This window comes from Bradyrhizobium sp. 132 (genome assembly GCF_023074185.1).
In the GTDB taxonomy this organism is placed as follows: domain Bacteria; phylum Pseudomonadota; class Alphaproteobacteria; order Rhizobiales; family Xanthobacteraceae; genus Bradyrhizobium.
The window spans coordinates 139,678-163,326 of sequence record NZ_JADPKY010000012.1 but is presented as its reverse complement, the minus strand read 5'-3'; the positions used below and the strand labels follow the sequence as shown (position 1 = coordinate 163,326).

21 protein-coding genes and 1 riboswitch are annotated in these 23,649 nt (G+C 64.1%); of the genes, 9 read left to right on the top strand and 12 right to left on the bottom strand.

The genetic code is table 11. From position 1 onward, the window contains the following. Positions 1–213 precede the first annotated feature (213 nt). Both IVA74_RS01435 and IVA74_RS01430 read left to right on the top strand, forming a co-directional pair. Complete coding sequence (locus IVA74_RS01435) at positions 214–1,281, top strand: hypothetical protein (protein WP_247339171.1); 1,068 nt, start codon at positions 214–216, stop codon at positions 1,279–1,281. A gap of 114 nt (positions 1,282–1,395) precedes the next feature. After that, complete coding sequence (locus IVA74_RS01430; protein WP_247339169.1) at positions 1,396–2,310, top strand: hypothetical protein; 915 nt, start codon at positions 1,396–1,398, stop codon at positions 2,308–2,310. A gap of 141 nt (positions 2,311–2,451) precedes the next feature. Here the strand turns inward: IVA74_RS01430 and gcvP are convergent, their stop codons facing one another. The 3 genes from gcvP to gcvT are packed head-to-tail and all read right to left on the bottom strand — an operon-like array spanning position 2,452 to position 6,861. Beyond that, positions 2,452–5,316, bottom strand: coding sequence for an aminomethyl-transferring glycine dehydrogenase (gcvP, locus tag IVA74_RS01425; RefSeq protein WP_247339166.1), 2,865 nt, complete (start codon positions 5,314–5,316; stop codon positions 2,452–2,454). Positions 5,317–5,333: 17 nt separating this feature from the next. Then, on the bottom strand, positions 5,334–5,702 hold the full coding sequence (gene gcvH / locus IVA74_RS01420; RefSeq protein WP_247339164.1) for a glycine cleavage system protein GcvH: 369 nt from the start codon (positions 5,700–5,702) through the stop codon (positions 5,334–5,336). Between the two features lie 10 nt (positions 5,703–5,712). Continuing rightward, positions 5,713–6,861 carry a glycine cleavage system aminomethyltransferase GcvT gene (gcvT, locus tag IVA74_RS01415; RefSeq protein WP_247339162.1) on the bottom strand — a complete coding sequence of 383 codons (1,149 nt, stop codon included), beginning with the start codon at positions 6,859–6,861 and terminating at the stop codon, positions 5,713–5,715. A gap of 166 nt (positions 6,862–7,027) precedes the next feature. Beyond that, a riboswitch (glycine riboswitch) is annotated at positions 7,028–7,118 on the bottom strand. 222 nt (positions 7,119–7,340) lie between these two features. Between gcvT and alaS the strand changes: the two genes are divergently transcribed. Then, entirely contained in the window at positions 7,341–10,013 is a 2,673-nt protein-coding gene (gene alaS / locus IVA74_RS01410) for an alanine--tRNA ligase (RefSeq protein WP_247339182.1), read from the top strand. A 20-nt stretch (positions 10,014–10,033) separates the two neighbouring features. Here alaS and IVA74_RS01405 read toward each other — a convergent pair whose 3' ends face one another. Continuing rightward, complete coding sequence (locus IVA74_RS01405; RefSeq protein WP_247339161.1) at positions 10,034–10,528, bottom strand: DUF3455 domain-containing protein; 495 nt, start codon at positions 10,526–10,528, stop codon at positions 10,034–10,036. 92 nt (positions 10,529–10,620) lie between these two features. Beyond that, on the bottom strand, positions 10,621–11,832 hold the full coding sequence (locus IVA74_RS01400; protein WP_247339160.1) for an NADP-dependent isocitrate dehydrogenase: 1,212 nt from the start codon (positions 11,830–11,832) through the stop codon (positions 10,621–10,623). Between the two features lie 334 nt (positions 11,833–12,166). On the opposite strand from IVA74_RS01400, the gene IVA74_RS01395 reads away from it, so the two are divergent. Next, positions 12,167–13,366: a TrmJ/YjtD family RNA methyltransferase gene (locus IVA74_RS01395; RefSeq protein WP_247339159.1), complete on the top strand. Its 1,200-nt coding sequence runs from the start codon at positions 12,167–12,169 to the stop codon at positions 13,364–13,366. Positions 13,367–13,479: 113 nt separating this feature from the next. On the opposite strand, the gene IVA74_RS01390 is transcribed toward IVA74_RS01395, so the two are convergent. From IVA74_RS01390 to mddA, 4 genes are read right to left on the bottom strand one after another with little or no spacing between them, the layout of a single operon-like run. Further along, a complete protein-coding gene (locus IVA74_RS01390; protein WP_247339158.1) occupies positions 13,480–14,232 on the bottom strand; it encodes a hypothetical protein in 753 nt (250 codons plus the stop codon). A 24-nt stretch (positions 14,233–14,256) separates the two neighbouring features. Then, positions 14,257–15,234: an NADPH:quinone oxidoreductase family protein gene (locus IVA74_RS01385; protein WP_247339157.1), complete on the bottom strand. Its 978-nt coding sequence runs from the start codon at positions 15,232–15,234 to the stop codon at positions 14,257–14,259. Next, positions 15,231–15,902, bottom strand: a complete 672-nt coding sequence (locus IVA74_RS01380) for a helix-turn-helix transcriptional regulator (RefSeq protein ID WP_247339156.1) — start codon at positions 15,900–15,902, stop codon at positions 15,231–15,233. The genes IVA74_RS01385 and IVA74_RS01380 overlap by 4 nt, the downstream gene beginning before the upstream one ends. Next, positions 15,899–16,669 carry a methanethiol S-methyltransferase gene (gene mddA / locus IVA74_RS01375; protein ID WP_247339155.1) on the bottom strand — a complete coding sequence of 257 codons (771 nt, stop codon included), beginning with the start codon at positions 16,667–16,669 and terminating at the stop codon, positions 15,899–15,901. Before mddA ends, IVA74_RS01380 begins: the two co-directional genes overlap by 4 nt. 148 nt (positions 16,670–16,817) lie before the next feature. On the opposite strand from mddA, the gene IVA74_RS01370 reads away from it, so the two are divergent. Both IVA74_RS01370 and cynS read left to right on the top strand, forming a co-directional pair. Then, entirely contained in the window at positions 16,818–18,386 is a 1,569-nt protein-coding gene (locus IVA74_RS01370) for an alpha/beta fold hydrolase (RefSeq protein ID WP_247339154.1), read from the top strand. 90 nt (positions 18,387–18,476) lie between these two features. Continuing rightward, complete coding sequence (cynS, locus tag IVA74_RS01365; protein ID WP_247339153.1) at positions 18,477–18,965, top strand: cyanase; 489 nt, start codon at positions 18,477–18,479, stop codon at positions 18,963–18,965. Here cynS and IVA74_RS01360 read toward each other — a convergent pair. After that, a complete protein-coding gene (locus tag IVA74_RS01360) occupies positions 18,952–19,779 on the bottom strand; it encodes an isocitrate lyase/phosphoenolpyruvate mutase family protein (RefSeq protein ID WP_247339179.1) in 828 nt (275 codons plus the stop codon). The two genes, cynS and IVA74_RS01360, sit on opposite strands and share 14 nt — an antisense overlap. A 132-nt stretch (positions 19,780–19,911) precedes the next feature. On the opposite strand from IVA74_RS01360, the gene IVA74_RS01355 reads away from it, so the two are divergent. Beyond that, positions 19,912–20,871 carry a LysR family transcriptional regulator gene (locus tag IVA74_RS01355; protein ID WP_247339151.1) on the top strand — a complete coding sequence of 320 codons (960 nt, stop codon included), beginning with the start codon at positions 19,912–19,914 and terminating at the stop codon, positions 20,869–20,871. 9 nt (positions 20,872–20,880) lie between these two features. Here IVA74_RS01355 and IVA74_RS01350 read toward each other — a convergent pair whose 3' ends face one another. Continuing rightward, the gene (locus tag IVA74_RS01350; RefSeq protein ID WP_247339149.1) at positions 20,881–21,204 is read right to left on the bottom strand and encodes a DUF1476 domain-containing protein; all 324 of its coding nucleotides are present in this window, start codon (positions 21,202–21,204) and stop codon (positions 20,881–20,883) included. Positions 21,205–21,524: 320 nt separating this feature from the next. Between IVA74_RS01350 and purC the strand changes: the two genes are divergently transcribed. Then, the gene (gene purC / locus IVA74_RS01345) at positions 21,525–22,292 is read left to right on the top strand and encodes a phosphoribosylaminoimidazolesuccinocarboxamide synthase (RefSeq protein WP_173015815.1); all 768 of its coding nucleotides are present in this window, start codon (positions 21,525–21,527) and stop codon (positions 22,290–22,292) included. Positions 22,293–22,304: 12 nt separating this feature from the next. Continuing rightward, entirely contained in the window at positions 22,305–22,547 is a 243-nt protein-coding gene (gene purS, locus IVA74_RS01340; protein ID WP_007602264.1) for a phosphoribosylformylglycinamidine synthase subunit PurS, read from the top strand. Between the two features lie 10 nt (positions 22,548–22,557). Here purS and IVA74_RS01335 read toward each other — a convergent pair whose 3' ends face one another. Next, positions 22,558–23,574 (bottom strand): magnesium and cobalt transport protein CorA, encoded by a 1,017-nt coding sequence (locus IVA74_RS01335; protein ID WP_247339146.1) that lies wholly within the window; start codon positions 23,572–23,574, stop codon positions 22,558–22,560. Positions 23,575–23,649 lie beyond the last annotated feature (75 nt).

Here is a 23,649-nt window from a genome sequence, read left to right as displayed (position 1 = left end):
TCGACAAACAGTCGGTTGTCCTTGCCGCTGCGGCCCGGATCTCCCGGCTTGCCAAGACAATGCGGCTCCATCTTCGCCCATTGGGCGTCAGTCAAAACGAATCGGTCCATCCCAAGCTTGAATCACAACCAAGCCCCGATGAGAATCCTGAATCCCAACAGACCCTACCTCAGCTCCTGCTCCTCGCTGGTGCGAAAGCTTAGACGTCGACTTGTGGCATCCGATCTGATGATAGAAAGCGGTGAGGATCTCGCCGCGTCCGAGCCGCACATTCATGTCGCGCGTATCACGGCCCGAGAGTTCGAGACTGCCAAGTTGGCCGGCGCCCTCGAACAGGCCAGCCTGGGCGATCTCGTGCTCGCGATGAATCGTCGATTTGTCTGGGGTGCGCCGCCATCCGGCGCAGAGCTTGAAGCGTTCTTTGCTCCGCATACGACACAGCTACCCGGCCTTCATTGGCTGGATGACACGCCGGCTTGGCGCCTCGATAAGCCGGGAGTGAAGGGGCGGGGATTGATCGAGCTGTTGTTCGAATGCGAATCGGCCGAACTGTGGATAGAGCCAAACCCAAACGCACAATTGCTTCTGCTCTGGCTCCTCGACCATTGTGGCGGCGAGAGAGTGGCGGTTTCCAGATTCGTGATACGTCAGCTGGACGTTGCCGCTGGTGATGTTGATCCGGAGCGACTTGCGGAGCAAAATCCGCGGACTATTAATCCTTCGCAAGGTCACGTTGAACTGGCCGGCCGTGCATGGCGGGCTTATCGTTCCCCGACGCCGCGGGCTTGGGTCGACCTCCTCAAAACGGATCTAAGCCTGCTTCCGCAGCTGGAGCAGTCCGCAATTGGCCTGCTGGAAGAGCTTCCGAGCGTCACAACTGGTCTTGGAGCTACGGAAATGCGGATTCTAGAGTTAATCGCACCGGGCGAGGTACAGCCGTTTGAAGTTTTTCCGGGTGATCAGAAGCGCAACGAGCGGCGCGTTTTCGATTACTGGGAGGTCGGCACGCTGCTTGATGGTCTCGCACGTTGTCCGGTGCCGGCCATATCGGGGTTGGAGGAGGGACCGTTCTCGCTGGACATGCATGTCGATCCCTCCCGTCACGCGCGGTACAAGCAATCCCGCTTGTCGCTCACTGACCTCGGGAAAGCGGTGCTGGCGGGAGAAGAGGATTTCTGCCGCCATAACCCGATCAGTCGCTGGTGGGGCGGCACCCACCTGACCAGCGATCGGCTCTGGCGTTGGGATCGCGACAGCCGGGCATTGCTTTCTCCTGTCTGATGCGTGCGTGCTGCTCGAGGTGTTTTGGTATTGCTTGTTAATCGCGAGGCCACTGTGTCACATTTGATTCTGACCACGAACCATCTTGCGGCAGCTACGCTTCGGCAGACCAAATTGGCGAATATCGCGCTCGGCTTCTGCATGCGCTTCGTCTTCGGCCAATTGCCCTCCGCAGAGCAGCTTTTGATGGGGCTGGAGCGGCGGTCGGCAAAGCACTGCAATCCAGGCGATCACTGGCTCGACGAGGTTTGTCGAGACTGGCTGGAAGGTTTCGGCACGCGCGATATCGGTTTCTTAGAGCTCTGTGCGAAGTTCGACTCGATCGAAGTGTGGATCGATCCTCAGCCCAACGATCAGCTCGTGCTTGTCTGGTTGCTCGACCTGCTTCGCCCTTACAAGGAGATCACGACGAAGCTGAGCCTGGTGCACACGGATGACAGTGTTGCGGACTATGCTGCGGAGTCCGTCGCAGAATGGAAGTTGCCGGCCTTCGAGGTCGCCGACGATCATTTGGTGATGGCAAGCCGCGCCTGGCGCGCCTATCGGGCTGAAACGCCAAAATCCTGTTTCGATCTGCTGATGACGGATCTGATGATCTTTCCGAGACTTCGATCGGCGCTCATTGCGCTGCTTGAAGAGCTTCCGGACAAGGTGACGGGGCTTGGTGCCAGCGAGATGGATATGCTGGGCTGTGTGAATGAAGGGCACACCGACCCAAAATACATCTCCGAAGCGAGGTGGTATCGCGATGTGTTCGAAGAGGGTGAGGCGAGCGATGCCTTGATCGCATTGGCGGAACATTCGGCGCCGCCCGTTCTGTTGGGCGATCCGGCGTTCGACAATGAGGATCGCTACTTCGGCAGGAGCGAGTGGAGGGTCACGCTAACTGAACTCGGACGTTCCCTTGTCGCCCGAGAAGATGACTTGTGGCGCCACAACCCGATCAAGCGTTGGTGGGGCGGGACTGAATTGACCAACGAACGGCTCTGGCGGTGGGATCGCGAAACCCGATTGCTGATTGCGCCGTAAATCATTGCTGTAGGGTGGATTAGCCGAAGGCGTAATCCACCATCTTTGTCGCCGCGGAAGCTAAAGCGGTGGGTTACGCCGGCGGTCTGCGCCTTCGCGCAGCCGCCCGCTAACCCACCCTACGAAACCTCCGTCGGGGTCCTACTCCGCCGCTTCCGCGTAATCGCTCACCGGCGGGCACGAGCACACCAGGTTGCGGTCGCCATAGACGTTGTCGACGCGCCCGACCGGGCTCCAATATTTGTCGGTGCGCGAGGTGCCCGCGGGGAAGCAGCCCTCGGCACGGGTGTAGGCGCGATTCCAATCGTCGTCGGCGATGTCGTGCACGGTGTGCGGGGCGTGACGGAGCGGCGATGCCTCGATCTTGAAGCGGCCGGCCTCGACCTCGGCGATTTCCTTCCGGATCGCGATCATCGCGTCGCAGAAGCGGTCCAGCTCGGCCTTGGATTCCGATTCGGTCGGTTCGATCATCAGCGTGCCCGGCACCGGGAAGCTCATGGTGGGCGCGTGGAAGCCATAGTCGATCAGGCGTTTTGCGATGTCGTCGACGGTGACGCCGGACGTCGTCTTCAGCGCGCGGGGATCGACGATGCACTCATGCGCGACGCGGCCCTTCTCGTTCTTGTAGAGCACCGGGAAATGCGCATCGAGGCGCGCGGCGACATAGTTGGCGTTGAGGATCGCGATCTCGGTGGCGCGCTTGAGGCCTTCGCCGCCCATCATCAGGATGTAGATGTAGGAGATGGTGAGGATCGAAGCCGAGCCGAACGGCGCGGCCGAGACCGGGCCGACCGGCGCATCCCCATTCGCCGCCGGATGACCTGGCAGGAACGGCGCGAGATGCGCCTTCACGCCGATCGGGCCCATGCCCGGGCCGCCGCCGCCATGCGGGATGCAGAAGGTCTTGTGCAGGTTGAGATGGCTGACATCGGCGCCGTAATCGCCGGGCCGGGACAAGCCGACCTGCGCGTTGAGGTTGGCGCCGTCGAGATAGACCTGGCCGCCATGGCCATGCACGATGTCGCAAATCTCGCGAATGTGCTCCTCGAACACACCATGCGTCGAGGGATAGGTAATCATGACCGCAGCGAGGTCGTTGGAGTGCTTCTCCGCCTTGGCCCTGAGATCATTGACGTCGACGTCGCCATTCTTTTCGCAGGCGACCACCACCACGTCCATGCCAACCATCGCAGCGGAAGCCGGGTTGGTGCCGTGGGCGGAGGAGGGGATCAGGCAGATCTTGCGGTGCGTCTCGCCGCGCGCGGCGTGATAGCCGCGGATCGCGAGCAGCCCGGCATATTCTCCTTGCGCGCCCGAATTCGGCTGCAGCGAGATCGCGTCATAGCCGGTGATGTCGCACAGCCACTTCTCCAGGCGCGCGAATAGCGCGTGATAGCCGCGTGCCTGCTCGCGCGGGGCGAAGGGATGCAACGAGCCGAATTCCGGCCAGGTCAGCGGCATCATCTCGGTGGTCGCGTTCAGCTTCATGGTGCACGATCCCAGCGGAATCATCGCGCGGTCGAGCGCGAGGTCGCGGTCGCTGAGCTTGCGCATGTAGCGCAGCATCTCGGTCTCCGAGCGATGCGCGTGGAACACCGGATGGGTGAGGAAAGAGGTCGCGCGCTTGAGCGTCTCCGGTAGCGCCTCGCGCGTGGTGGCGTCGATCTCGGCGTAAGCAAGCGTGCCGCCGAAGGCGCGCCAGACCGCTTCCACCGTCGCAGGCGTGGTGGCCTCGTCGAGCGCGATACGCAAAGCGCCATCACCGATGCCGAGATTGATCTTCTCGGCGACCGCGCGAGCGACGATCTCGGCACGCTTCGCACCCGCATCGATGCTGAGCGTGTCGAAGAAGTTTTCGCTACTCGGCGCAAAGCCGAGCTTGCGCAGGCCGGCGGCAAGCACCGCCGTGCGGCGGTGCACGTTACGGGCGATCTGCGTCAAGCCTTCGGGGCCGTGATAGACCGCGTACATCGAGGCGATCACGGCGAGCAGCACCTGCGCGGTGCAGATGTTGGAGGTCGCCTTCTCGCGGCGGATGTGCTGCTCGCGGGTCTGGAGCGCGAGGCGATAGGCGGGCGCGCCGCGGGAATCGACGGAGAGGCCGACGATGCGGCCGGGCAGCGAGCGCTTCAGCGCATCGCGCACCGCCATATAGGCCGCGTGCGGCCCGCCATAACCCATCGGCACGCCAAAACGCTGCGCCGAGCCGATCGCGATGTCGGCGCCGAGTTCGCCTGGCGAGGCGAGCAGGGTCAGTGCCAGCAGATCGGCGGCAACGATCGCGAGTGCGCCCTTCGCCTTCAGTGCTGCGATCGCGGGCCTGAAGTCGCGCACGGCGCCCGACGTTCCCGGATATTGCAGCAGCGCACCAAGCACGTCGGTCTTGTCGAGATCGGTGAAGGGATCGCCGACGACCAGGGTCCAGCCCAGGGGCTCTGCGCGGGTGCGCATCACCGCGAGCGTCTGCGGATGCACGTCCTTGTCGACGAAGAAGGCCTTTGCTTCGACCCGCGAGTGCCGCTCCGCGAGCGCCATCGCCTCGGCGGCAGCCGTCGCCTCGTCGAGCAGCGAGGCGTTGGCGACATCGAGCCCGGTGAGATCGCAGATCATGGTCTGGAAGTTGAGCAGCGCCTCAAGCCGGCCCTGGCTGATCTCCGGCTGATAGGGCGTGTACGCCGTGTACCAGGCCGGGTTCTCCAAAATGTTGCGCTGGATCACCGCAGGCAGAATCGTGCCGGAATAGCCTTGGCCGATCAGCGAGGCGAAGACCTGGTTCTGCGCGGCGAGCTCGCCCATATGCGCGATCGCCTCGGTCTCGCTCAAGGGCTTGCCGAGATCGAGCGGGGCGGCCTGCCGGATCGAGGCCGGCAACGTCTCCGCCATCAGCGCCTCGACGCTTTTCGCGCCGACGGCCTCGAGCATTGCAGTGACGTCGCGTGCCGAGGGGCCGATGTGGCGGCGAACGAAAGCGGCGGTATCGCCGTTGGATTTGCGGTGCGCGGTCATCGCTTGCTCCATCGTCTTTAAGCCGTGTGGGCCTTGTAGGCGGCGTCATCCATGAGGCCGCCTAGCTCGCTCTTGTCGGCAATCTTGATCTTGAAAAACCACGCCTTGCCTTGCGCATCCGAATTCACCAGCGCCGGCTCGGCGGCGAGGGCGTCGTTGATTTCGGTGACCTCGCCCGTAACAGGCGCGTAGATGTCCGAGGCGGCCTTCACGGATTCCACGACGGCTGCGGCTTCCGTCTTCTTCAGGGCGCGGCCGAGCTTGGGCAGTTCGACGAACACGACGTCGCCGAGCTGGGACTGCGCGTAGTCGGTGATGCCGACGGTGGCGACGTCGCCGTCGATGGCGAGCCATTCGTGGTCGGATGTGTACAGCGTCGTGGTCATTTTCTTGTCCTCAGCGTTTGTAGGTGTTTTTCACGAAGGGCATGGTGGCGATTTGCACGGCCAGGCGTTGGCCGCGCACCTCGGCGAAGAGTTTTGTGTCGATCGCGCTCGATGCGGTGGGCACATAGCCCATCGCGACCGGCGCATTCAGGCTCGGGCCGAAGCCGCCGGAGGTAACCTTTCCGATCGGTTCGCTGGATGTCGCGTCCGCAAACAGCAGCGCGCCCTCGCGCACCGGCGCGCGGCCCTCGGTGCGCAGGCCGACGCGGCGACGGGCCGCGCCGTGGTCGAAATGAGCGAGAATCTTCTCGGCGCCGGGAAAGCCGCCGGCGCGCGCGCCGCCGGTGCGGCGGCTCTTCTGCACCGACCATTCCAGTCCGGCCTCGACCGGCGTGGTCGTGGTGTCGATGTCGTGGCCGTAAAGACAAAGCCCGCCCTCGAGCCTCAGGCTGTCGCGGGCGCCAAGCCCGATCGGCAGCACGTCGGGATTGTCCAGGAGTGTCTTGGCGAGGCGCTCGGCTTCGCCAGCAGGAACCGAAATTTCAAAGCCGTCCTCGCCGGTGTAGCCGGAGCGCGAGACGAAGCAGTCGATGCCGGCGACCTTGTGCGGGCCGGCATCCATGAACTTCATGGCGGGTGCTTCTGCACACAATTTCGCCAGCGCCGATTCCGCCTTCGGGCCCTGCAACGCGATCAGCGCGCGGTCGGCAAGCGAATCGATGATGCAGTCGTCCGACAGCTTCGCGCGCAGATGCGCCTCGTCCTCGGCCTTGCAGGCGGCGTTGACGACCAGGAACAGATGGTCGCCGAAATTGGCGACCATCAGATCGTCCAGAATTCCACCCTCGGCATTGGTGAACTGGGCGTAGCGCTGCCGCCCCGGCGCAATAGCCACGATGTCCTGCGGCACCAGCCGCTCCAGCGCGCGCGCGGCGTCCTCGACCTTGCCCGACTTCGGCCGAAGCGCGATCTGGCCCATGTGGGAGACGTCGAACAGGCCGGCTGACGAGCGGGTATGGAGGTGTTCCTTCAGCACGCCCGCGGGATATTGCACGGGCATGTCATAGCCCGCGAACGGCACCATCTTGCCGCCGAGGGAGAAATGAAGCCCGTGAAGGGGCGTGCTCTTAAGGGAATCTCGGTCGTCGCGCGCAAGCATCACAGGGGCCCTCGGTGGTTCCCCGGGGATGATTCCCCGGAAGCAACCAGTCGAAGCCCCATCTGTCGCTGTGCCTGAGAGTATTATCCCGTCGGCGGACGCTGTCCGGACCAACCCTTTCTTTTAAAAGGTCTAGGCCCGTCGGCGCCTCTTTCCAGATGCTGTCAAAGCCACGCGGTCCTTTTGCCTGAGAGTTTCCGGGGCGGTTGCTCCTTCGGCGCCGGCTACCCAAAGCCGGTCTCTCCCGACGTGGCCGTACGATACAGATGGGTAGAGACCACAAGCTGGCCAAGCCTGTCAACGCGGCATCAGCGGCTTTCCAACGGGATTGCGCGCCTGCGGCAACCCACTGATCCGGTTGCACAGTTTCTGGACAGCGAAGCTGGCCTTGTCTAAAAGCGCTTTGGCCCGCAGATATCAGCCCAAACTCGCGGTTTGGATGGCGTATGGCGGGTCCAAGCACACCCGATTGGATGAACATGAGCGGCGTCAACGAGATCAGGTCGACCTTTCTGAACTTCTTTGCCGAGAACGGCCACGAGATCGTGTCGTCCTCGCCGTTGGTGCCGCGCAACGACCCGACGTTGATGTTCACCAATGCCGGCATGGTGCAGTTCAAGAACGTCTTCACCGGCGTCGAGAAGCGGCCCTATCAGCGCGCCACCACCTCGCAGAAATGCGTGCGCGCCGGCGGCAAGCACAACGACCTCGACAATGTCGGCTACACCGCGCGCCATCTCACCTTCTTCGAGATGCTCGGCAATTTCTCGTTCGGCGACTATTTCAAGGAGCGCGCGATCGAGCTTGCCTGGACGCTGATCACGAAGGAATTCGGGCTGAAGAAGGACAAGCTGCTCGTCACGGTCTACCACACCGACGACGAGGCGGCGGGCCTCTGGAAGAAGATCGCGGGCTTCTCAGATGACCGCATCATCCGCATCCCGACCTCGGACAATTTCTGGGCGATGGGCGACACCGGCCCGTGCGGGCCGTGCTCGGAGATATTCATCGATCGCGGCGAGCACATCTGGGGCGGCCCTCCGGGCTCACCGGAAGAGGACGGCGACCGCTTCCTCGAATTTTGGAACCTGGTGTTCATGCAGTACGAGCAGGTGACGAAGGAGGAGCGCGTAGCGCTTCCGCGTCCCTCGATCGACACCGGCATGGGCCTGGAGCGCATGGCCAGCATCATGCAGGGCGTCGACAGCATCTTCGAGACCGATCTGTTCCGTCATCTGATCGACGCGACCGCGTCCGCTCTTGGAAGCGGACCGGACGAGAAGACCGTCGCCTCGTTCCGCGTCATCGCCGACCATCTGCGTTCGTCGGCCTTCCTCGTCGCCGATGGCGTGCTGCCCTCGAACGAGGGCCGCGGCTATGTGCTGCGCCGGATCATGCGCCGCGCGATGCGCCATGCGCAACTGCTCGGCGCGAAAGATCCGCTGATGCATCGCCTGGTCTGGGCGCTGGTGCGCGAGATGGGCCAGGCCTATCCCGATTTGATGCGCGCGGAAAACCTGATCGAGGAAACGCTGCGGTTGGAAGAGACCCGTTTCCGCAAGACGCTGACGCGCGGCCTCGCCATCCTCGACGAGAAGAGTGCGTCCTTGAAGAAGGGCGACATGTTCGACGGCGACGTCGCCTTCACGCTGTACGACACCTACGGTTTTCCGCTCGATCTGACGCAGGACGCGCTGAAGTCGCGCGGCATCAGCGTCGACCAGGCTTCCTTCGCCGATGCGATGGAACGTCAGCGCGTGAAGGCGCGCGCGTCCTGGTCGGGTTCGGGTGAGGCGGCCTCAGAGGCGATCTGGTTCCCGCTGCGCGAGAAGCTCGGCGCGACTGAATTTTTGGGCTACGAGACCGAGATCGCTGAGGGCGTCGTCTCGGCCCTGATCAAGGATGGCAAGGAAACCGACAGCCTCAAGGCCGGCGACAGCGGTGCGTTGCTGCTGAACCAGACGCCGTTCTATGCGGAGTCCGGCGGCCAGGTCGGCGACACCGGCGTGCTGGTCGGCGAGGGCGGCATCAAATTCCGCGTCACCGAGACGCAGAAGAAGCTTGGCGATCTCTTCGTTCATGTCGGCACCTTGGAGAGCGGCGAGCTGAAGCCCGGCACCGCGCTCCAGCTCGAGGTCGATCACAGCAGGCGCTCGTCGATCCGCGCGCATCATTCGGCCACGCATCTCATTCACGAGGCGCTGCGTCAGGTGCTCGGCGATCACATCGCCCAGCGCGGCTCGATGGTTGCGCCTGACCGCTTGCGCTTCGATTTCGTGCATCCGAAGCCGATCACCGCGGAAGAACTCGCGCGCGTCGAGGACATCGCCAACGACGTGGTGCTGGAGAACGACGAGGTCTCGACCCGCGTCATGGGCGTGGACGAGGCCCGCGAGGCCGGCGCGCGTGCGCTGTTCGGCGAGAAATACGGCGACGAGGTTCGCGTCGTCTCGATGGGCCGGACCGCGCGTGAGCGCGGCACCAACGCGCTCGGCTGGTCGGTCGAGCTCTGCGGCGGCACTCATGTCAGGCGCACCGGCGACATCGGCCTGATCACGCTGACGGGCGAGAGCGCGGTCGCCTCCGGCGTGCGCCGCATCGAAGCGCTGACCGGCAACTACGCGCGCAAGCATGCCAACGACACCATGGCGCTGGCGAAAACCGCGGCCAACGAGCTGCGCACCTCGATCGACGACGTGCCGGCGCGCATCAGTGCGCTGATGGACGAGCGCAAGAAGCTCGAGCGCGAGCTCTCCGACGCCCGCAAGAAGCTGGCGATGGGCGGCGGTGCCGGCGACGGCGGAAATTCCAACGTCGTGGAAATCGGTGACGTCAAGTTTTACAAACTTCACGTGACGGGATTGCCGAGCGACGAACTCAAATCCCTCGTTGATCAAGCCAAGGCAGAGATCAAGTCGGGCGTTGTCGCGGTTGCAAATACGACGGCTGACGGAAAAGCCAGCCTCGTTGTCGGCGTGACCAAGGATCTATCAACCCGTTTCGACGCCGCAAGCCTTGTCAAGATTGGCGTGCCTGTCGTGGGCGGAAAGGGCGGCGGCGGCCGAGCCGAAATGGCGCAAGGCGGCGGGCCTGATGGGGCAAAGGCTCTGGACGCCCTGTCGGAGATCCAAAAAGCCATAGCCGGCGCGTAAGGGCCGTCTCTCCTCGTTCCTCAGCCCTTCTTCAGGAAGACGTATTCGGCCGAATAGGGCGCGCTCTTGAACTCGCCGGCCTTGTCGCAGGCGCCGTCGAGCTTGCCGCCATGGGTGTTGATGCGCTGAACCGTCGTGGCTGATGTGAGGACGCCGCTGCCGCGGTGGGCGTTCACTTCCAGCTTCAGCCAGGGAATATCGGCCGACGTCGCGCCCGGCGCGTTGCCGGCGGCCTTGGCGGCCACGGCGCTGCCGTCGGCATGCTCCCAGTTCGGCCCGGCATAGTGCCGGCCGACCGTCTTGCCCTCGGAAAGCAGGGTGGCGATCGGCTCGCGAAATGCCCAGGCGAGCTTGCCGTCGGTGCCGGCCTTGCACTCATAGACCTGCGCGCCCTCGGCGTGGACGCTGAGCACGACGGTCTCGCCGGGGGCGGCGATGGCGGCGGGGAGCGGGTCCGCGGCCGCAGCCGGCCCGGCAAGCAACAGAAGGCAGGGCACGGCAAGCTTGATCGACATGGTCGCGTCTCCAAGGGTCGCAAAAAACAACGGGCCGCGCTTTGGCGCGACCCGTGAGATGTCCGGCCCAGTCGGGCGAAATCGCGGACGACTTACGCCATCGCCTTTTCGAGGTTCTCGGCGACCTTGTCGAGGAAGCCGGTGGTCGAGAGCCAGCGCTGGTCGGCGCCGACCAGGAGCGCGAGATCCTTGGTCATGTAGCCGTCCTCGACGGTGTCGACGCAGACCTTCTCCAGGGTGTTCGCGAACTTGGCGAGCTCGGCATTGTTGTCGAGCTTGGCGCGGTGGGCGAGGCCACGGGTCCAGGCGAAGATCGACGCGATCGAGTTGGTCGAGGTCTCCTTGCCTTTCTGGTGCTCGCGGTAATGGCGGGTCACCGTGCCGTGGGCGGCTTCGGCTTCCACGGTCTTGCCGTCGGGGGTCAGCAGCACCGAGGTCATCAGGCCGAGCGAGCCGTAGCCCTGCGCGACCGTGTCGGACTGCACGTCGCCGTCGTAGTTCTTGCAGGCCCAGACATAGCCGCCGGACCATTTCAGGGCCGAGGCCACCATGTCGTCGATCAGGCGGTGCTCGTAGGTCAGGCCCTTGGCCTCGAATTCCTTCTTGAACTCGCGGTCGTAGATGTCCTGGAAGATGTCCTTGAAGCGGCCGTCATAGACCTTCAGAATCGTGTTCTTGGTCGAGAGATAGACCGGGTAATTGCGCAGCAGACCGTAGTTCAGCGAGGCGCGGGCGAAGTCGATGATGGAATCGTCGAGATTGTACATCTGCATGGCGACGCCGGCGCCGGGCGTCTTGAACACTTCCCTCTCGATGATGCTGCCGTCCTCGCCGACGAACTTCATCGACAGCGTGCCCTTGCCCGGGAACTTGATGTCGGTGGCGCGGTACTGGTCGCCATAGGCGTGGCGACCGATGATGATCGGCTTGCTCCAGCCGGGAACGAGGCGCGGCACGTTCTTGCAGATGATCGGCTCGCGGAAGATGCAGCCGCCGAGAATGTTGCGGATGGTGCCGTTCGGCGACTTCCACATCTGCTTGAGGTTGAACTCCTTCACCCGGGCCTCGTCCGGGGTGATGGTGGCGCACTTGACACCGACGCCGACCTTCTTGATCGCCTCGGCGGCGTCGATGGTCACCTGATCGTTGGTCTGGTCGCGGTACTCCATCCCCAAGTCGAAATACTGCAGCTCGACATCCAGGAACGGGTTGATCAGCTTGTCCTTGATGTACTGCCAGATGATCCGGGTCATCTCGTCGCCATCGAGTTCGACGACGGGGTTGGACACCTTGATTTTTGCCATGTTCGGGGAAGCCTCTTGGGAACGGCGCTTTTGGTGCGCCACGGGAATATCCGCCGCCTCTTAGCACCGGGACGCGGCCGGCGAAAGCCAAGGGATTATGCACTTTTAGCTCATCCAGCCTCCGCAGATGGGGGGCGGGAAGCGGCCCTGCCGCGGGGGCCGGGGTGAAGTTTCAGGCGAGATTCAAAAGTCGAATCCAACCCGTTATTTCCCTTGAGAATTTTGTCAGGACAGGCAAACGACAGGCGGAGGGGGCAGCCGGCCGGGTCGGCCTGAATCAATTCCTGAGGCGGCTCCCACAAGGCCTTGAGAACCAGCGTGAAAGCGAGACGAGATGTCGGGGACTGACAAGAGCAAGGCCGGCCTTTCCCTCGACGGTCCCATCGTGATCCTGGTTGAGCCGCAGTTGGGCGAAAACATCGGCATGGCCGCGCGCGCCATGGGCAATTTTGCGCTCGGCGCCTTGCGCATCGTCAACCCCCGCGACGGCTGGCCCAACATTGCCGCCCAGCGCGCCGCCGCCGGCGCCGATCACATCCTGGAAAAGGTCGAATTGTTCGACACGGTCGGCGAGGCTGTCGCTGATCTCGACCTCTTGTTCGCCACCACCGCCCGGCCGCACGACCAGGCCAAGCCGGTGGTCGGGCCGGAGGCGGCTGCGGCGGAGATCTCTGGGCACGTCGCCACGGGCGGCAAGGCCGGCATCATGTTCGGCCGGGAGCGCTGGGGCCTGACCAATGAGGAGGTCGGGCTCTCCAACCGCATCATTACCTTCCCGGTCAATCCGGGCTTCGCCTCGCTCAACCTCGCCCAGGCGGTGCTGCTGGTCGGCTACGAATGGTTCAAGCGGGCGACCTCGGGCGAGCTGCCACACGCCATGCCGGAACGCTCCGAGCGCGCCTCGCAGCACCAGATGCATGCCTTCTTCGACAACCTCATCCGCGAGCTCGACCGGGTCGAATTTTTGCGCCCGGCCGAGAAGCGCGACACCATGCTGGTGAACCTGCGCAACATCTTCAGCCGGATGGAGCCGACCAAGCAGGACATGCACACCCTGCACGGGGTGGTGATGGCGATCGCCGAGGGCCGCAAGGGCCCGGCCAAGGGCGGCGTGCTCGACGGCGAGCAGGCCACGCGGCTGCGCGCCCTTCTGGCCGAGCACGGGCAGGGCGGCGGTGTTTCCGACAGCGGCTCGACCGTACGCGGCCTTGCGCGCCTGCTCCGCCGCAACCCGACCGATGCGGAGCGCCTGCTCTGGCAGGCCCTGACCCGCGATCGCCGCTTCGCAGGAGGGTTCAAGCGCCAGACCCCGGTCGGCCGCCACATCCCTGATTTCGTCTCGTTCCCGCACCGGATCGCGATCGAGCTGGTGAACCCGGGCGAGGGCGAGGCCATCGCCGCCGACCGCGCAGGCCGGCGGACGTGGCTGGAAGCGCGGAATTATCGTGTGATCGAGATGCGGGCAGCGGATGTCGAGCGCGATCTGGACGCGGAGCTGGCGCGGCTTCAGGGGATGATCGAGCAAAGCTCATAGGTCTCGTAGGTTGGGCAAAGCGAAGCGTGCCCACCATGTCGCAACAAAACTGAGACAGAAATGGTGGGCACGGCGCTACGCGCCTTTGCCTACCCTACGAGATCGAGCTTATATCACCCCCGCCCGAGCTGCACCTCGCGCTCGACCGCAATCCAAGTCGTCCGGGCCACCGCCAGCAGCTTCCCGGCTTCATCATGCGCGGCCGCCTCGGCTGTGCGTTTGCGGCCCTCGCGGCCTGTCGGCCAGGCTGTGATGATGCAGCGCTCTCCCGGGCGCGGGCGGGCTTCGATCCGCGCTGACATCCGCCCCAGCAGGAGCGGTGTCTTGTCGAAGACGCCGCTCTGCTGATCGCAGTTGCAGGCAAAGCCGGTGGGGCAATCGAGTGCCGACCAGAGAAATTCGGGCGCGACCAGGCCGTCATCGGCGGCCAGATTTGGATCCGGTGTCCAGCTCGCGGCGAGAACGGCGCTCTGCGAGTGACGCGCGAGCAATCCGGCGAAGATGCGCAGGCCATCTCCTTTCGCCCTTGCGGGACCGCAGACGAAGCAGGTCGGCAGGGGATGCTCGTGCGGCTTGACCGGGGTCAGCAATTCGGCGGCGCAGGCTTCCTCGAAGCTGGCTTTTTCCAGACGTGCAAGCTCGACATTTGCCGGTCGCCCGGTCGCGACGATGTTGCCGCCATCGCGAAGCTCCCATGTGCCGTCGTCCGTCGCGATCGCATCAAGTGGCGTGTCCAGGGGAGGCGGTGCGCGCAGCGTCACCTCCGCAGCCCCGGGAATGTGCCGGGCCAGACGGCCGCAGACATAGCCGCCATTCCCGGAGTTTGGCGGGCCGCAATAGCGCTTGTCGATGATGATCGGTGTCATCGGTCTCTCTCTTCCCGGTGCACTTTACCTGATCTTGAGGACAATTCGCCCCTGAACCGTTCGGTTGGCCACGGCACGCATGGCTTCTCCGGCCTCCTCCAAAGGGAGGACGCGATCGATGTGCGGGCGGATTTTTTCTTCGGCCAGCAATTGCATCAGCGTGGCGTTCATGCGCGCGGCCTCGGCGGAAAATTTCTCCGCCCAAGCGCCGACGAAGACACCGAGGATGGAATAGTTCTTCAGCAGCGGCAAGTTCATCGGGAGCTGTGGAATCTCGCCGCTGGTGAAGCCGATCGGCATCAGCCGTCCGCCCCATTTCATCAGCCGGGCCATCTGCTCGAAGATCGCACCGCCAATATTGTCGAAGCCGATGTCGATGCCTTCTCCTGATGTGATCGACTTGATCCGGTCGCGCAGATCTTCGCTGCGATAGTTGACGATTTCGCCGGCGCCGTAGCTTCGCACCAGGGCGGCCTTGTCGTCGGAGCCGATACCGGCGACGACGCGCAAGCCCAGATGGCGGCCGAGGTCGACGGCGGCAAGCCCAACTCCACCGGCCGCGCCGGTAATGAAAACGGTTTCGCCGCGTTGCGCCCGTGCCCGCTCGACCAGCGCATAATAGGCCGTGCCGTAATTGTGCAGGACGGTCGCCGCGACTTCGAACGCGACGCCGTCAGGCAGAAGCACGCTCTTCGAGTCCTTCGCTGTCATCTGTTCGGCGTAGCCGCCGGTCCAGGCGCTGCATGCCACACGATCGCCGGGCACGAATGTCATAACCTTTGCGCCGACCGCGACGACGACACCGGATGCTTCCGTGCCGGGCACGAAGGGCGTCGGCGGACGCATCTGGTAGAGGCCCGAGACCAGCAACTGGTCCATGAAACTGACCGAGGCCGCGTGGACGTCGATGAGAATTTCGTCGGCGGCCGGCTTCGGCTCGTCGATCTCGCCGAGGCGCAAATCGCCTGGTCCGGTGAACGAGCTGCATAGAACTGCTCTCATCTTGTCGCTCCAGCGGATTGCCTATATTCGGCAGGTTCTCTCAACAGCGTCGCATATCCCGCCACGAGCTTGACGAAATCGGCCTGTCGCGCTGCACCGGTTTTTTCAAACAAATGGCGGACATGCTTCTTGACCGTCGTGCCGGCAACGCCGAGCGCTGCAGCGACTTCGGGAACGCTGCCGAGCTCGACGATCGCGAGCAGCACGCGCAACTCGGTCGGCGTCAATTTGAATGCCTTGGCGATCAATTCGGAACGCGGCGGTATCGTCAGCGCCGTCTTGCGAACGAACAAGGCCGCCACGGCGCTGTACGCTACGCCCGCACTTCGGCGCCTACCGGAAGTCAACGGCAAAGCGTGGGCGACATGACGTTGCCCATCCCTCCCGAGCATCGGCACTCCGCTGGTGCCCAGGATGGCGTTTCCTTGCCCGGCCACCGTGAAAAAATGTTGCAAAGTCTGGTTGACCGCTGGATCGCTGGCCACGAGATGTCCGCGGATCTCAAGCAAGATGTCGCGCGCATCGAGGATGGCTTGGCCGGCCGTATTGGCGTGAACGAGCCGCGCGTGCGCGTCGACGAGATATAGGCCGACGTCGAGCCCATCGAGCGTGTCGGCGAATGTGGCGGCATCCACGGACATTCGGGGGAAAGGAAACAGCGCGTTCATTGCGGAGCGCCAGCAGGCCGACGATCTTCCGTCCGGCGACGAGCGAAGGGACGCGGCACCAACATGGGAACGCGGCGGCGATACTCTTGATAAGTCGCGCCGAACTCGGCGATCAGATCCCGCTCCTCGAACTGCAACCCGACCAGAATGTAGACTGTATTCCCTAGCGCGAACAGCAAATGACCGGCGGTCATCTCAGGCGTGGCCCAGAACGCGAGCAGAAAGCCCAGCATGAGCGGATGCCGCACGATCTTGTAGAGCAGCGGCGTCCTGAACGATTGACCCGGCATCTCCGCCCCGCGGAGCGCGAAGATAGCCTGGCGCAGGCCGAACAGATCGGAATGATCGATCATGTAGGTCGAGGCAAACACGATCACCCAGCCGAGCCAATGCAGGCCGATCAGCAACCAGGCGGCAATTCCGTCAATCTGCCAGATCGGTGTCGGGATCGGACGCCATTGCCAGAACAGCAGCAGCAGGATCAGGCTGGAGAGCAGCACGTAGGTGCTGCGCTGGCAGGCCGCGGGAAGGAGTTTTGTCATCCATCGTTTGAAGGATGGACGCGCCATGGCACTGTGCTGGATGGCAAACAGGCCCAGCAGCAGCAGGTTGACGACAATGGCCTCGCTCAAATTCGTGTGACTGCCGACGTCAATCGACTTCGGCACGACATAATTGCCGACGAAACCGAGCGCGTAGAGAAATGAAAGGGTGAATACGCCATAGCTGACGATGGCGTAGAGCAGGATTGCGAGGCGCGCGAACATGTTTTTTCCTATTGTGCCTGATACAGCGGTGCCGCATGCGGGAGGTTGATGCGCTCGCTGGGGGCCAGGCTCGATCTTGTCCGACTCGTAACGGCGGACCGTCCCCTGCGCGTCCCACGGGGACGCCGACCGGGGAGAGAGGACTTCCATGACGGCTGTCTCGCTCGGGACGTTCGGGTTCCCGGAGATCCACGCTGACGACCGCCCGATCAAGCTGAACCTGCGCAAGGGACTTGCGCTGCTGATCTATCTCGCGGAGGCCAAGGGCGCGGTCGCGCGAGACGTGATCGCCACGCTGCTGTGGCCCGAAACTCCCCGCGAGACGGGCCTCGCGCGGCTGCGGCGCCTGCTTCATCGCATCGAGCTCACGCTCGGCCAGCCGGTTTTCGAGACCGACCGCACCAGCGTGCGATGGTCCCCGGCGGTCGCGCTGAAGGTCGACACGCACCAGTTCGAGAGTGCGTGCGATCGCGGCGCCTTCGAGGAAGCCTGCCAGATGTATCGGGGTGACTTCCTCGCGGGCTTCGCTCCGGACCATTGCCCTGAATTCGACGATTGGGCGTTTTTTCGCCGCGAGGCGCTGCGGGGACGGCTCGTGCACGCGCTGGAGCGCCTCGTGCAGGACAAGAATGCTGCCGGCGACCATTTTGCCGCCACAGTGCACGCGGGACGTCTGGTCGAGCTCGATCCGTTGAGCGAGGTGTATGGCCGGCATCTGGTGCGCAGCCTTTTGCTGGCCGGCGACCGAAGCGCGGCAGAACGGCATCACGCGGCACTGACGCAGCGGCTGCGCGACGAGCTTGGCGTCGCGCCTGAAGCCGAGACCGAGGCGCTCATGGGCCCCGGCGCGGCGTCGTCGCTCGCCGCCGTTCCGACGACGCGCTACGTCAAGGGTGCCGGCGTGCATCTGGCGTATCAGACCTACGGAAGCGGCCCGCTCGATATCCTGGTCATGCCCGGCTTCGTGTCGCATGTGGAACGCGCCTGGGAGCATCCCGCGAGCCGGACGTTCCTGGCCTCATTGATGAAGCTGGGGCGGCTGATCGTTTTCGATCGCCGCGGCATCGGGCTGTCCGACCGGGTCGGATCGGCGCCTGGCATCGACGTCACCGCGGAGGATATCGGCACCGTGCTGCGGGCGGCGGATGCGCGCCGTGTCGTGCTGTTCGGCGCGTCCGAATGCGGGCCGGCCTGCATCAAATTTGCGGTGGACGAGCCGCGTCTCGTGGCCGGGCTCATTCTGTTCGGCGCATTGGCCAAGGGCTGCTGGTCACAGGACTATCCGCACGCGTTGCGCGCCAGCCAGTACGATGCCTGGAGCAAGCACCTCATCGCGCAATGGGGCGGCCCGGTGGGGATTGAAACCTTCGCGCCGAGCCTTGCCGGCGATCCCAAGGCGCGCGCCTGGTGGGCGGGGCTGCTGCGCGCGGCGTCCAGTCCCGGCGGCATCTCGGCGGTGCTCGAGGCGTTTCGCGACGCCGACGTGCGGCATCTTCTGGCGCAGATTGCGGTCCCGACGCTGGTGCTGCATCGTCGGGACGACAAGGCCGTACGGATCGCGGCCGGCCGCGATGTGGCGAGCCGGATCAATGGTGCGGAATTCGTCGAGCTCGACGGCAATGATCATTGGTTCTTTGCCGGCGATCAGCAGCCCGTGCTCGATGCGATCAAGCGATTTGCAGAGGCTTTGCCACGCGAAGGGAAATCGAGGCGGTGAAGCCCTAAGCCTCATTTATTGGCACGTTTCGTGCCTCCCAAAGCGGCACGAAACGACGTGACACAGTGCTTAGCGAAGGGAGATCCTGACATGAAACGCGAAGACCTCATCGAGAAGCTGCTCGACATCAAGCGCGAGAAGGGCTGGAGCTGGAAATATATCTGCGAGCAGATCGGCGGCTATGCCGAGGTGCTGATCGTCGGCGCGATCCTCGGTCAGATGAAATTGACAAAACCGCAGGCCGCGAACGCCGGCGAGCTGTTCGGCCTGTCGAAGGCCGAGACTGCGATGCTCAACGAGGTGCCGATGCGCGGCGCCGGCACGCCGATGCCGCCGACCGATCCCCTGATCTACCGCTTCTACGAGATGGTGATGGTCAACGGCCCCGCGTGGAAGGCGCTGATCGAGGAGGAGTTCGGCGACGGCATCATGTCGGCGATCGACTTCGACATGGCGATCGAGCGCGTCGCCAACCCGAAGGGCGACCGCGTCAAGTTCACCATGAGCGGCAAATTCCTGCCGTACAAATATTACGGCGCCAGCGGCAACGTGCCGGAGTATGGCTTCAAGGAAGGCTGACCGCGGCGAACGCGTCGCGCAATTCCTTGATCGGCGCCATCTCGCGCACATAGGTGAAGGAGCCGTGCTCCTTCATCTCGCGTGCGCTCGTCAGGAATGCCGCGAGCGCAAATCGCGACATCGCGCCGCCGACGCTGATGCGCTTGACGCCGGCTTCCGACAGCTGCGCCAGCGTCAGGGTCGGATCGGCAAAGCCCATCACGAGATTGAATGGCTTTCCAATCGACGAAACCACCGTCTTGATGGTCGCGAGATCGTGCACGCCGGGCGCGTAGAGCACGTCGGCGCCGGCGGCCTCGAATGCCTGGAGGCGCTTGATCGTGTCGTCGAGATCGTTGCGGCCGTGCAGAAGATTTTCGGCTCTGGCCGTCAGTGTAAACGGAATGGGCAGGGAGCGCGCCGCCTCCACCGCGGCCTGCACACGCTCGACGGCGCGTGCGAAATCGTAGATCGGCCGGCTCCGGTCTCCCGTCGAATCCTCGATCGAGCCGCCGACCGCGCCAGCTTCGGCGGCGCGCCGGATCGCGTCCGCCGCGCGCCGCGGCTCATGCGCGCCGCAGTTTTCGAGGTCCACGCTGACGGGTAGTGGCGTCGCTTCGGCGATCGCGCGGCAATTGTCGAGGATGGCATCCAGGCTGACGGTCGAACTCCCGAGCGTGTTGGCCAGCCCAAGGCTGGTGGTTGCGAGCGCCTCGAAACCCATCGCGGCAAGCAGCTTCGCGGTGCCGGCATCCCACGGGTTGGGAATAATGAAGGCGCCCGGCCGGGTATGCAGGTTCTGAAACGCTTTCGCCTTCTCCAATTGGGTCGCCATGTCTTTTTGAGTAGCCATGTCTCTTTGCTCCGCGCGGGATGGTCGGTTCGGTGCAGCCATAGGCGACTTCACGACATCCACCAAATTTGTTATTTCTCTCTATATCATCAGTTTTTTGCATGGGATGACCTCATGGACAGCGATGCGCTCGACACTTTCCTTGCGGTTCATCGCCGTGGCGGAATCTCGAATGCCGCAAGATTCCTGCACCGCTCGCAGCCGGCGATCTCCCGCCGCATTGCGCTGCTGGAGCAGGAGCTCGGTGTGCCGCTGTTCGAACGTCTGGCGGGGCGCACGCTTCTCAGCGATGCGGGGCGTGTTCTGATCCCCTATGCGGAGCGGGCCGTTGCGGCCGCACAGGATGCCGAGCAAGCCGTCCGCGCGCTGACCAAGCAGACATCGGGACCGGTTTCGCTGGCTGTGACCGGGACGCTTGCCGACAGCCGCCTGTCAGGGATCATGAAGGGATTTGCGAGGGCTCATCGGGGTGTCGCGCTCACCTTGCGCACGGCGACCAGCGCCGAGGTCAGCGCGCTCGTCCGCCGTGGCGAGGCGACGATTGGCCTGCGCTACAACCTCGACCGTTCGCGCGATCTCGACTGCGAGCCGATCCTGTCCGAGAAGCTCCAAATCGTCTGCGCCCCCGACCATCCGCTCGCCGGACGCCGGGTGAAGCGGTTGGCTCAGCTCGCGAGCGAGCGCTGGATCGCCTTTCCCGAGCTACAAGGCCGACCCGAGGTCGCGGCCGCGCATATCTTCGCGTTGTTTCTGACGCAGGGCCTGGGTGACGTGGTGTGGACTGCGGTCGACAGCCTGACCGCCCAGAAGCGGCTGGTGGAGTCAGGGTTCGGGCTGGCGCTGCTCGCGCAAAGTCATGTCGCAGAAGAACTCGGCTCGGGCGCGATGTCGACGATTGCGGTCGGTGATCTCTCTGCCAGCCACAACGTGGCGATCGTCACCCGGCGCGACGGCTTTCTGAGCCTAGCCGCGCAACGTCTGCTGGACGCCATTCGAGGCGGCTATGGCGCTTCGCGAAGTCGGGGAATAAAACGGCCGGCGCGCAAAAATTCTGCACGCCGGCCGGACGCGTAGGAGCGGGCGCTATTTCCCCGCCTTCACCTCGGCCGCCGCCACCGCGATCAGCTCGTTCATCTTGGCGCGAATCGCCTGCTCGGTGACGGACACGTTCTTGGCAGCGAAATCGGCCGCGACCTTGCGCAGGACGTCGGCGTCGCCGGCTTCCTCGAAATCGGCCGCGACCACGTCCTTGGCATAGGCCGTCGCCGCGTCGCCGGTGATGCCGAGCTGCTCGGCTGCCCACAGGCCGAGCAGCCGGTTGCGGCGGGCCTCCGCCTTGAATTTCTGCTCCTCGTCGAGGGCGAATTTCTTCTCGAAACCTTCCTGGCGCTTGTCGAACGTGCTCATGCCTTTTCCAATTCCCTGCTGACTGGACCCGGCGCCCTCGTTGCGACGGCCCCTTCGCATGCCTAGATAGGGGGCACGAATCGGCAAAACAACGAGCCGTTAAGCCGCAGGCAAGGCGGTATAAGTTGGCATCGGATGAGCCGGATCGATTGTGCTGGGACAGCCAATCGGATAGGTTGCCTGAAGGTCCGGTTCCCGTTCTGTTTCCAAGGGTTGCAGATCGGTTCCAGGCCATTCACAGCCGCTCCGCTGTGGGTCGTAATCCCTAGTAACCGGAGCACACCAAATACATGGATTTCAACAAAACACGGTACATCCCCATGAGCCGTCGGCGTCGCATTTATGAAGGCAAGGCAAAGGTTCTGTATGAAGGCCCGGAGCCCGGTACCCTGATCCAGCACTTCAAGGACGACGCCACCGCGTTCAACGCGAAAAAGCATCAGGTGATCGAGGGCAAGGGTGTCCTCAACAACCGGATCTCGGAGTACCTGTTTCAGCACCTCAACGACATCGGGGTGCCGACCCACTTCATCCGCCGCCTCAACATGCGCGAGCAGTTGATTCGCGAGGTCGAGATCGTGCCGCTGGAAGTGGTTGTGCGGAACGTCGCCGCCGGCTCGCTGTCGCAGCGCCTTGGCATCGAGGAAGGCACGCAGCTGCCCCGCTCGATCATCGAATTCTACTACAAGAACGATCAGCTCAACGACCCCATGGTGTCGGAAGAGCACATCACCGCCTTCGGCTGGGCGACCCCGCAGGAGATCGACGACATCATGGCGCTCGCCATTCGTGTCAACGACTTCCTCACCGGTCTCTTCCTCGGCATCGGCATCCGCCTCGTCGACTTCAAGATGGAGTGCGGCCGGCTGTTCGAGAACGAGATGATGCGGATCATCGTCGCCGACGAGATCTCGCCGGACTCCTGCCGTCTGTGGGACATCAAGTCGAACGAGAAGCTCGACAAGGATCGTTTCCGCAGGGATCTCGGCGGGCTGCTTGAGGCCTATACCGAAGTCGCCAAGCGTCTCGGCATTCTCATGGAGAACGAGCGTCCGCAGGGCTCCGGCCCGGTCCTGGTGAAGAGCTAAGAGGGATCTGACGTGAAGGCACGTGTCACCGTTACGTTGAAAACGGGTATCCTCGACCCGCAGGGCAAGGCGATCGAGGGTGCGTTGAAGTCGCTCGGCGTCGACGGCGTCGCGAGCGTCCGGCAGGGCAAGGTGTTCGACATCGAGCTCGCCGGCGCGGACAAGGCCAAGGCCGAGGCGGCGTTGAAGGACGCCGCCGACAAGCTGCTCGCGAACACCGTGATCGAGAATTATCGGGTGGAGCTGATCGGGTGAACGGGATGGCTCACAGCCATCCGACCCTGCGAAAACGCCAGTACAGCGCGCCGCATGCCGTCAGCATGACGCCGAGCAGCGTGTAGTAGCCGTACTCCCAGTCCAGCTCCGGCATGTGCTTGAAGTTCATGCCGTAGATGCCGGCAAGCGCGGTCGGGATCGCGATGATCGCGAGCCAGGAGGCAAGCTTCTTGGAGACCGCCGTCTCCTGAGCCTGGCCGACCAGCAAGCTAGCTTCGAAGGCGAAGGCCAGCACCTCGCGCATCGAATCGATCCGCTCCTGGATGTTCCTGACGTGGTCGGTGACGTCGCGGAACAGCGGCTGCATCGTCGCGCGCACCATCGCCAACTCGTCATGCTCCAGCCTGCGACAGACCTCGACCAGGGGGCCGATCGCAGTCCTGAGCCGCAGCAGGTCGCGGCGCAGCATGTAGAGCCGCTCGATCTGGGCCTTGCTGATCGGCTGGGAGAGCACGTCGTCCTCGATGCTCTCGACCTCTTCGTGAATGCTCTCGAGCACGGGCGAGTAGTTGTCGACGATGAAATCGAGGATGGCGTAGAGGATGTAGTCCTCGCCGCGCGCGAGCGCCCGCGGGCAGCTCTCGCAGCGTTCGCGCACCGGCGTGTAAGACGTCGAGGCGCCGTGGCGCACCGAGACCAGATAGCCTTCGCCGACGAAGATGTGCGTCTCGCCGAAGGCGATCCGGCCTTCGATCAGTTGCGCCGTCCGCGCCACGATGAACAGGGCCTCGCCATATTGCTCGATCTTCGGCCGTTGGTGCGCGTTGTTGGCGTCCTCGATCGCGAGCTCGTGCAAATCGAACTGCTTCTGCACCGCGCTGAGCAGCGCCATGTCGGGCTCGTGCAGCCCGATCCAGACCACGTGGCCGGGTTTTGCCCGCCAGCTCGAAGCCTCGCTGATGGCGATATTGGCGACGCGCCGACCGTCGACATATGCGCCGGCGGCGACGACACCCTCGGCGGACACCGGCTCGGAGAGGGATGCGGGCAGCGACGGGACATTCATGGCTTCAATCCCGGGCAAGTCGATCAGCCGAATGGCGGGCTATGGCCTGTGCACAACGCTCGCTGGCAAGGCTAG

What these genes read in the sequence shown, in the direction of transcription:
- mddA (WP_247339155.1), bottom strand. Translation starts at nt 16,669, where the DNA reads ATGTTCGCGCGCCTCGCAATCCTGCTCTACGCCATCGTCAGCTATGGC.
- cynS (WP_247339153.1), top strand. Translation starts at nt 18,477, where the DNA reads ATGAAACGCGAAGACCTCATCGAGAAGCTGCTCGACATCAAGCGCGAG.
- IVA74_RS01380 (WP_247339156.1), bottom strand. Translation starts at nt 15,902, where the DNA reads ATGAACGCGCTGTTTCCTTTCCCCCGAATGTCCGTGGATGCCGCCACA.
- IVA74_RS01395 (WP_247339159.1), top strand. Translation starts at nt 12,167, where the DNA reads ATGTCGGGGACTGACAAGAGCAAGGCCGGCCTTTCCCTCGACGGTCCC.
- IVA74_RS01405 (WP_247339161.1), bottom strand. Translation starts at nt 10,528, where the DNA reads ATGTCGATCAAGCTTGCCGTGCCCTGCCTTCTGTTGCTTGCCGGGCCG.
- IVA74_RS01360 (WP_247339179.1), bottom strand. Translation starts at nt 19,779, where the DNA reads ATGGCGACCCAATTGGAGAAGGCGAAAGCGTTTCAGAACCTGCATACC.
- IVA74_RS01385 (WP_247339157.1), bottom strand. Translation starts at nt 15,234, where the DNA reads ATGAGAGCAGTTCTATGCAGCTCGTTCACCGGACCAGGCGATTTGCGC.
- IVA74_RS01370 (WP_247339154.1), top strand. Translation starts at nt 16,818, where the DNA reads ATGACGGCTGTCTCGCTCGGGACGTTCGGGTTCCCGGAGATCCACGCT.
- gcvP (WP_247339166.1), bottom strand. Translation starts at nt 5,316, where the DNA reads ATGACCGCGCACCGCAAATCCAACGGCGATACCGCCGCTTTCGTTCGC.
- alaS (WP_247339182.1), top strand. Translation starts at nt 7,341, where the DNA reads ATGAGCGGCGTCAACGAGATCAGGTCGACCTTTCTGAACTTCTTTGCC.
- IVA74_RS01350 (WP_247339149.1), bottom strand. Translation starts at nt 21,204, where the DNA reads ATGAGCACGTTCGACAAGCGCCAGGAAGGTTTCGAGAAGAAATTCGCC.
- purC (WP_173015815.1), top strand. Translation starts at nt 21,525, where the DNA reads ATGAGCCGTCGGCGTCGCATTTATGAAGGCAAGGCAAAGGTTCTGTAT.
- IVA74_RS01355 (WP_247339151.1), top strand. Translation starts at nt 19,912, where the DNA reads ATGGACAGCGATGCGCTCGACACTTTCCTTGCGGTTCATCGCCGTGGC.
- gcvH (WP_247339164.1), bottom strand. Translation starts at nt 5,702, where the DNA reads ATGACCACGACGCTGTACACATCCGACCACGAATGGCTCGCCATCGAC.
- gcvT (WP_247339162.1), bottom strand. Translation starts at nt 6,861, where the DNA reads ATGCTTGCGCGCGACGACCGAGATTCCCTTAAGAGCACGCCCCTTCAC.
- IVA74_RS01400 (WP_247339160.1), bottom strand. Translation starts at nt 11,832, where the DNA reads ATGGCAAAAATCAAGGTGTCCAACCCCGTCGTCGAACTCGATGGCGAC.
- IVA74_RS01390 (WP_247339158.1), bottom strand. Translation starts at nt 14,232, where the DNA reads ATGACACCGATCATCATCGACAAGCGCTATTGCGGCCCGCCAAACTCC.
- IVA74_RS01335 (WP_247339146.1), bottom strand. Translation starts at nt 23,574, where the DNA reads ATGAATGTCCCGTCGCTGCCCGCATCCCTCTCCGAGCCGGTGTCCGCC.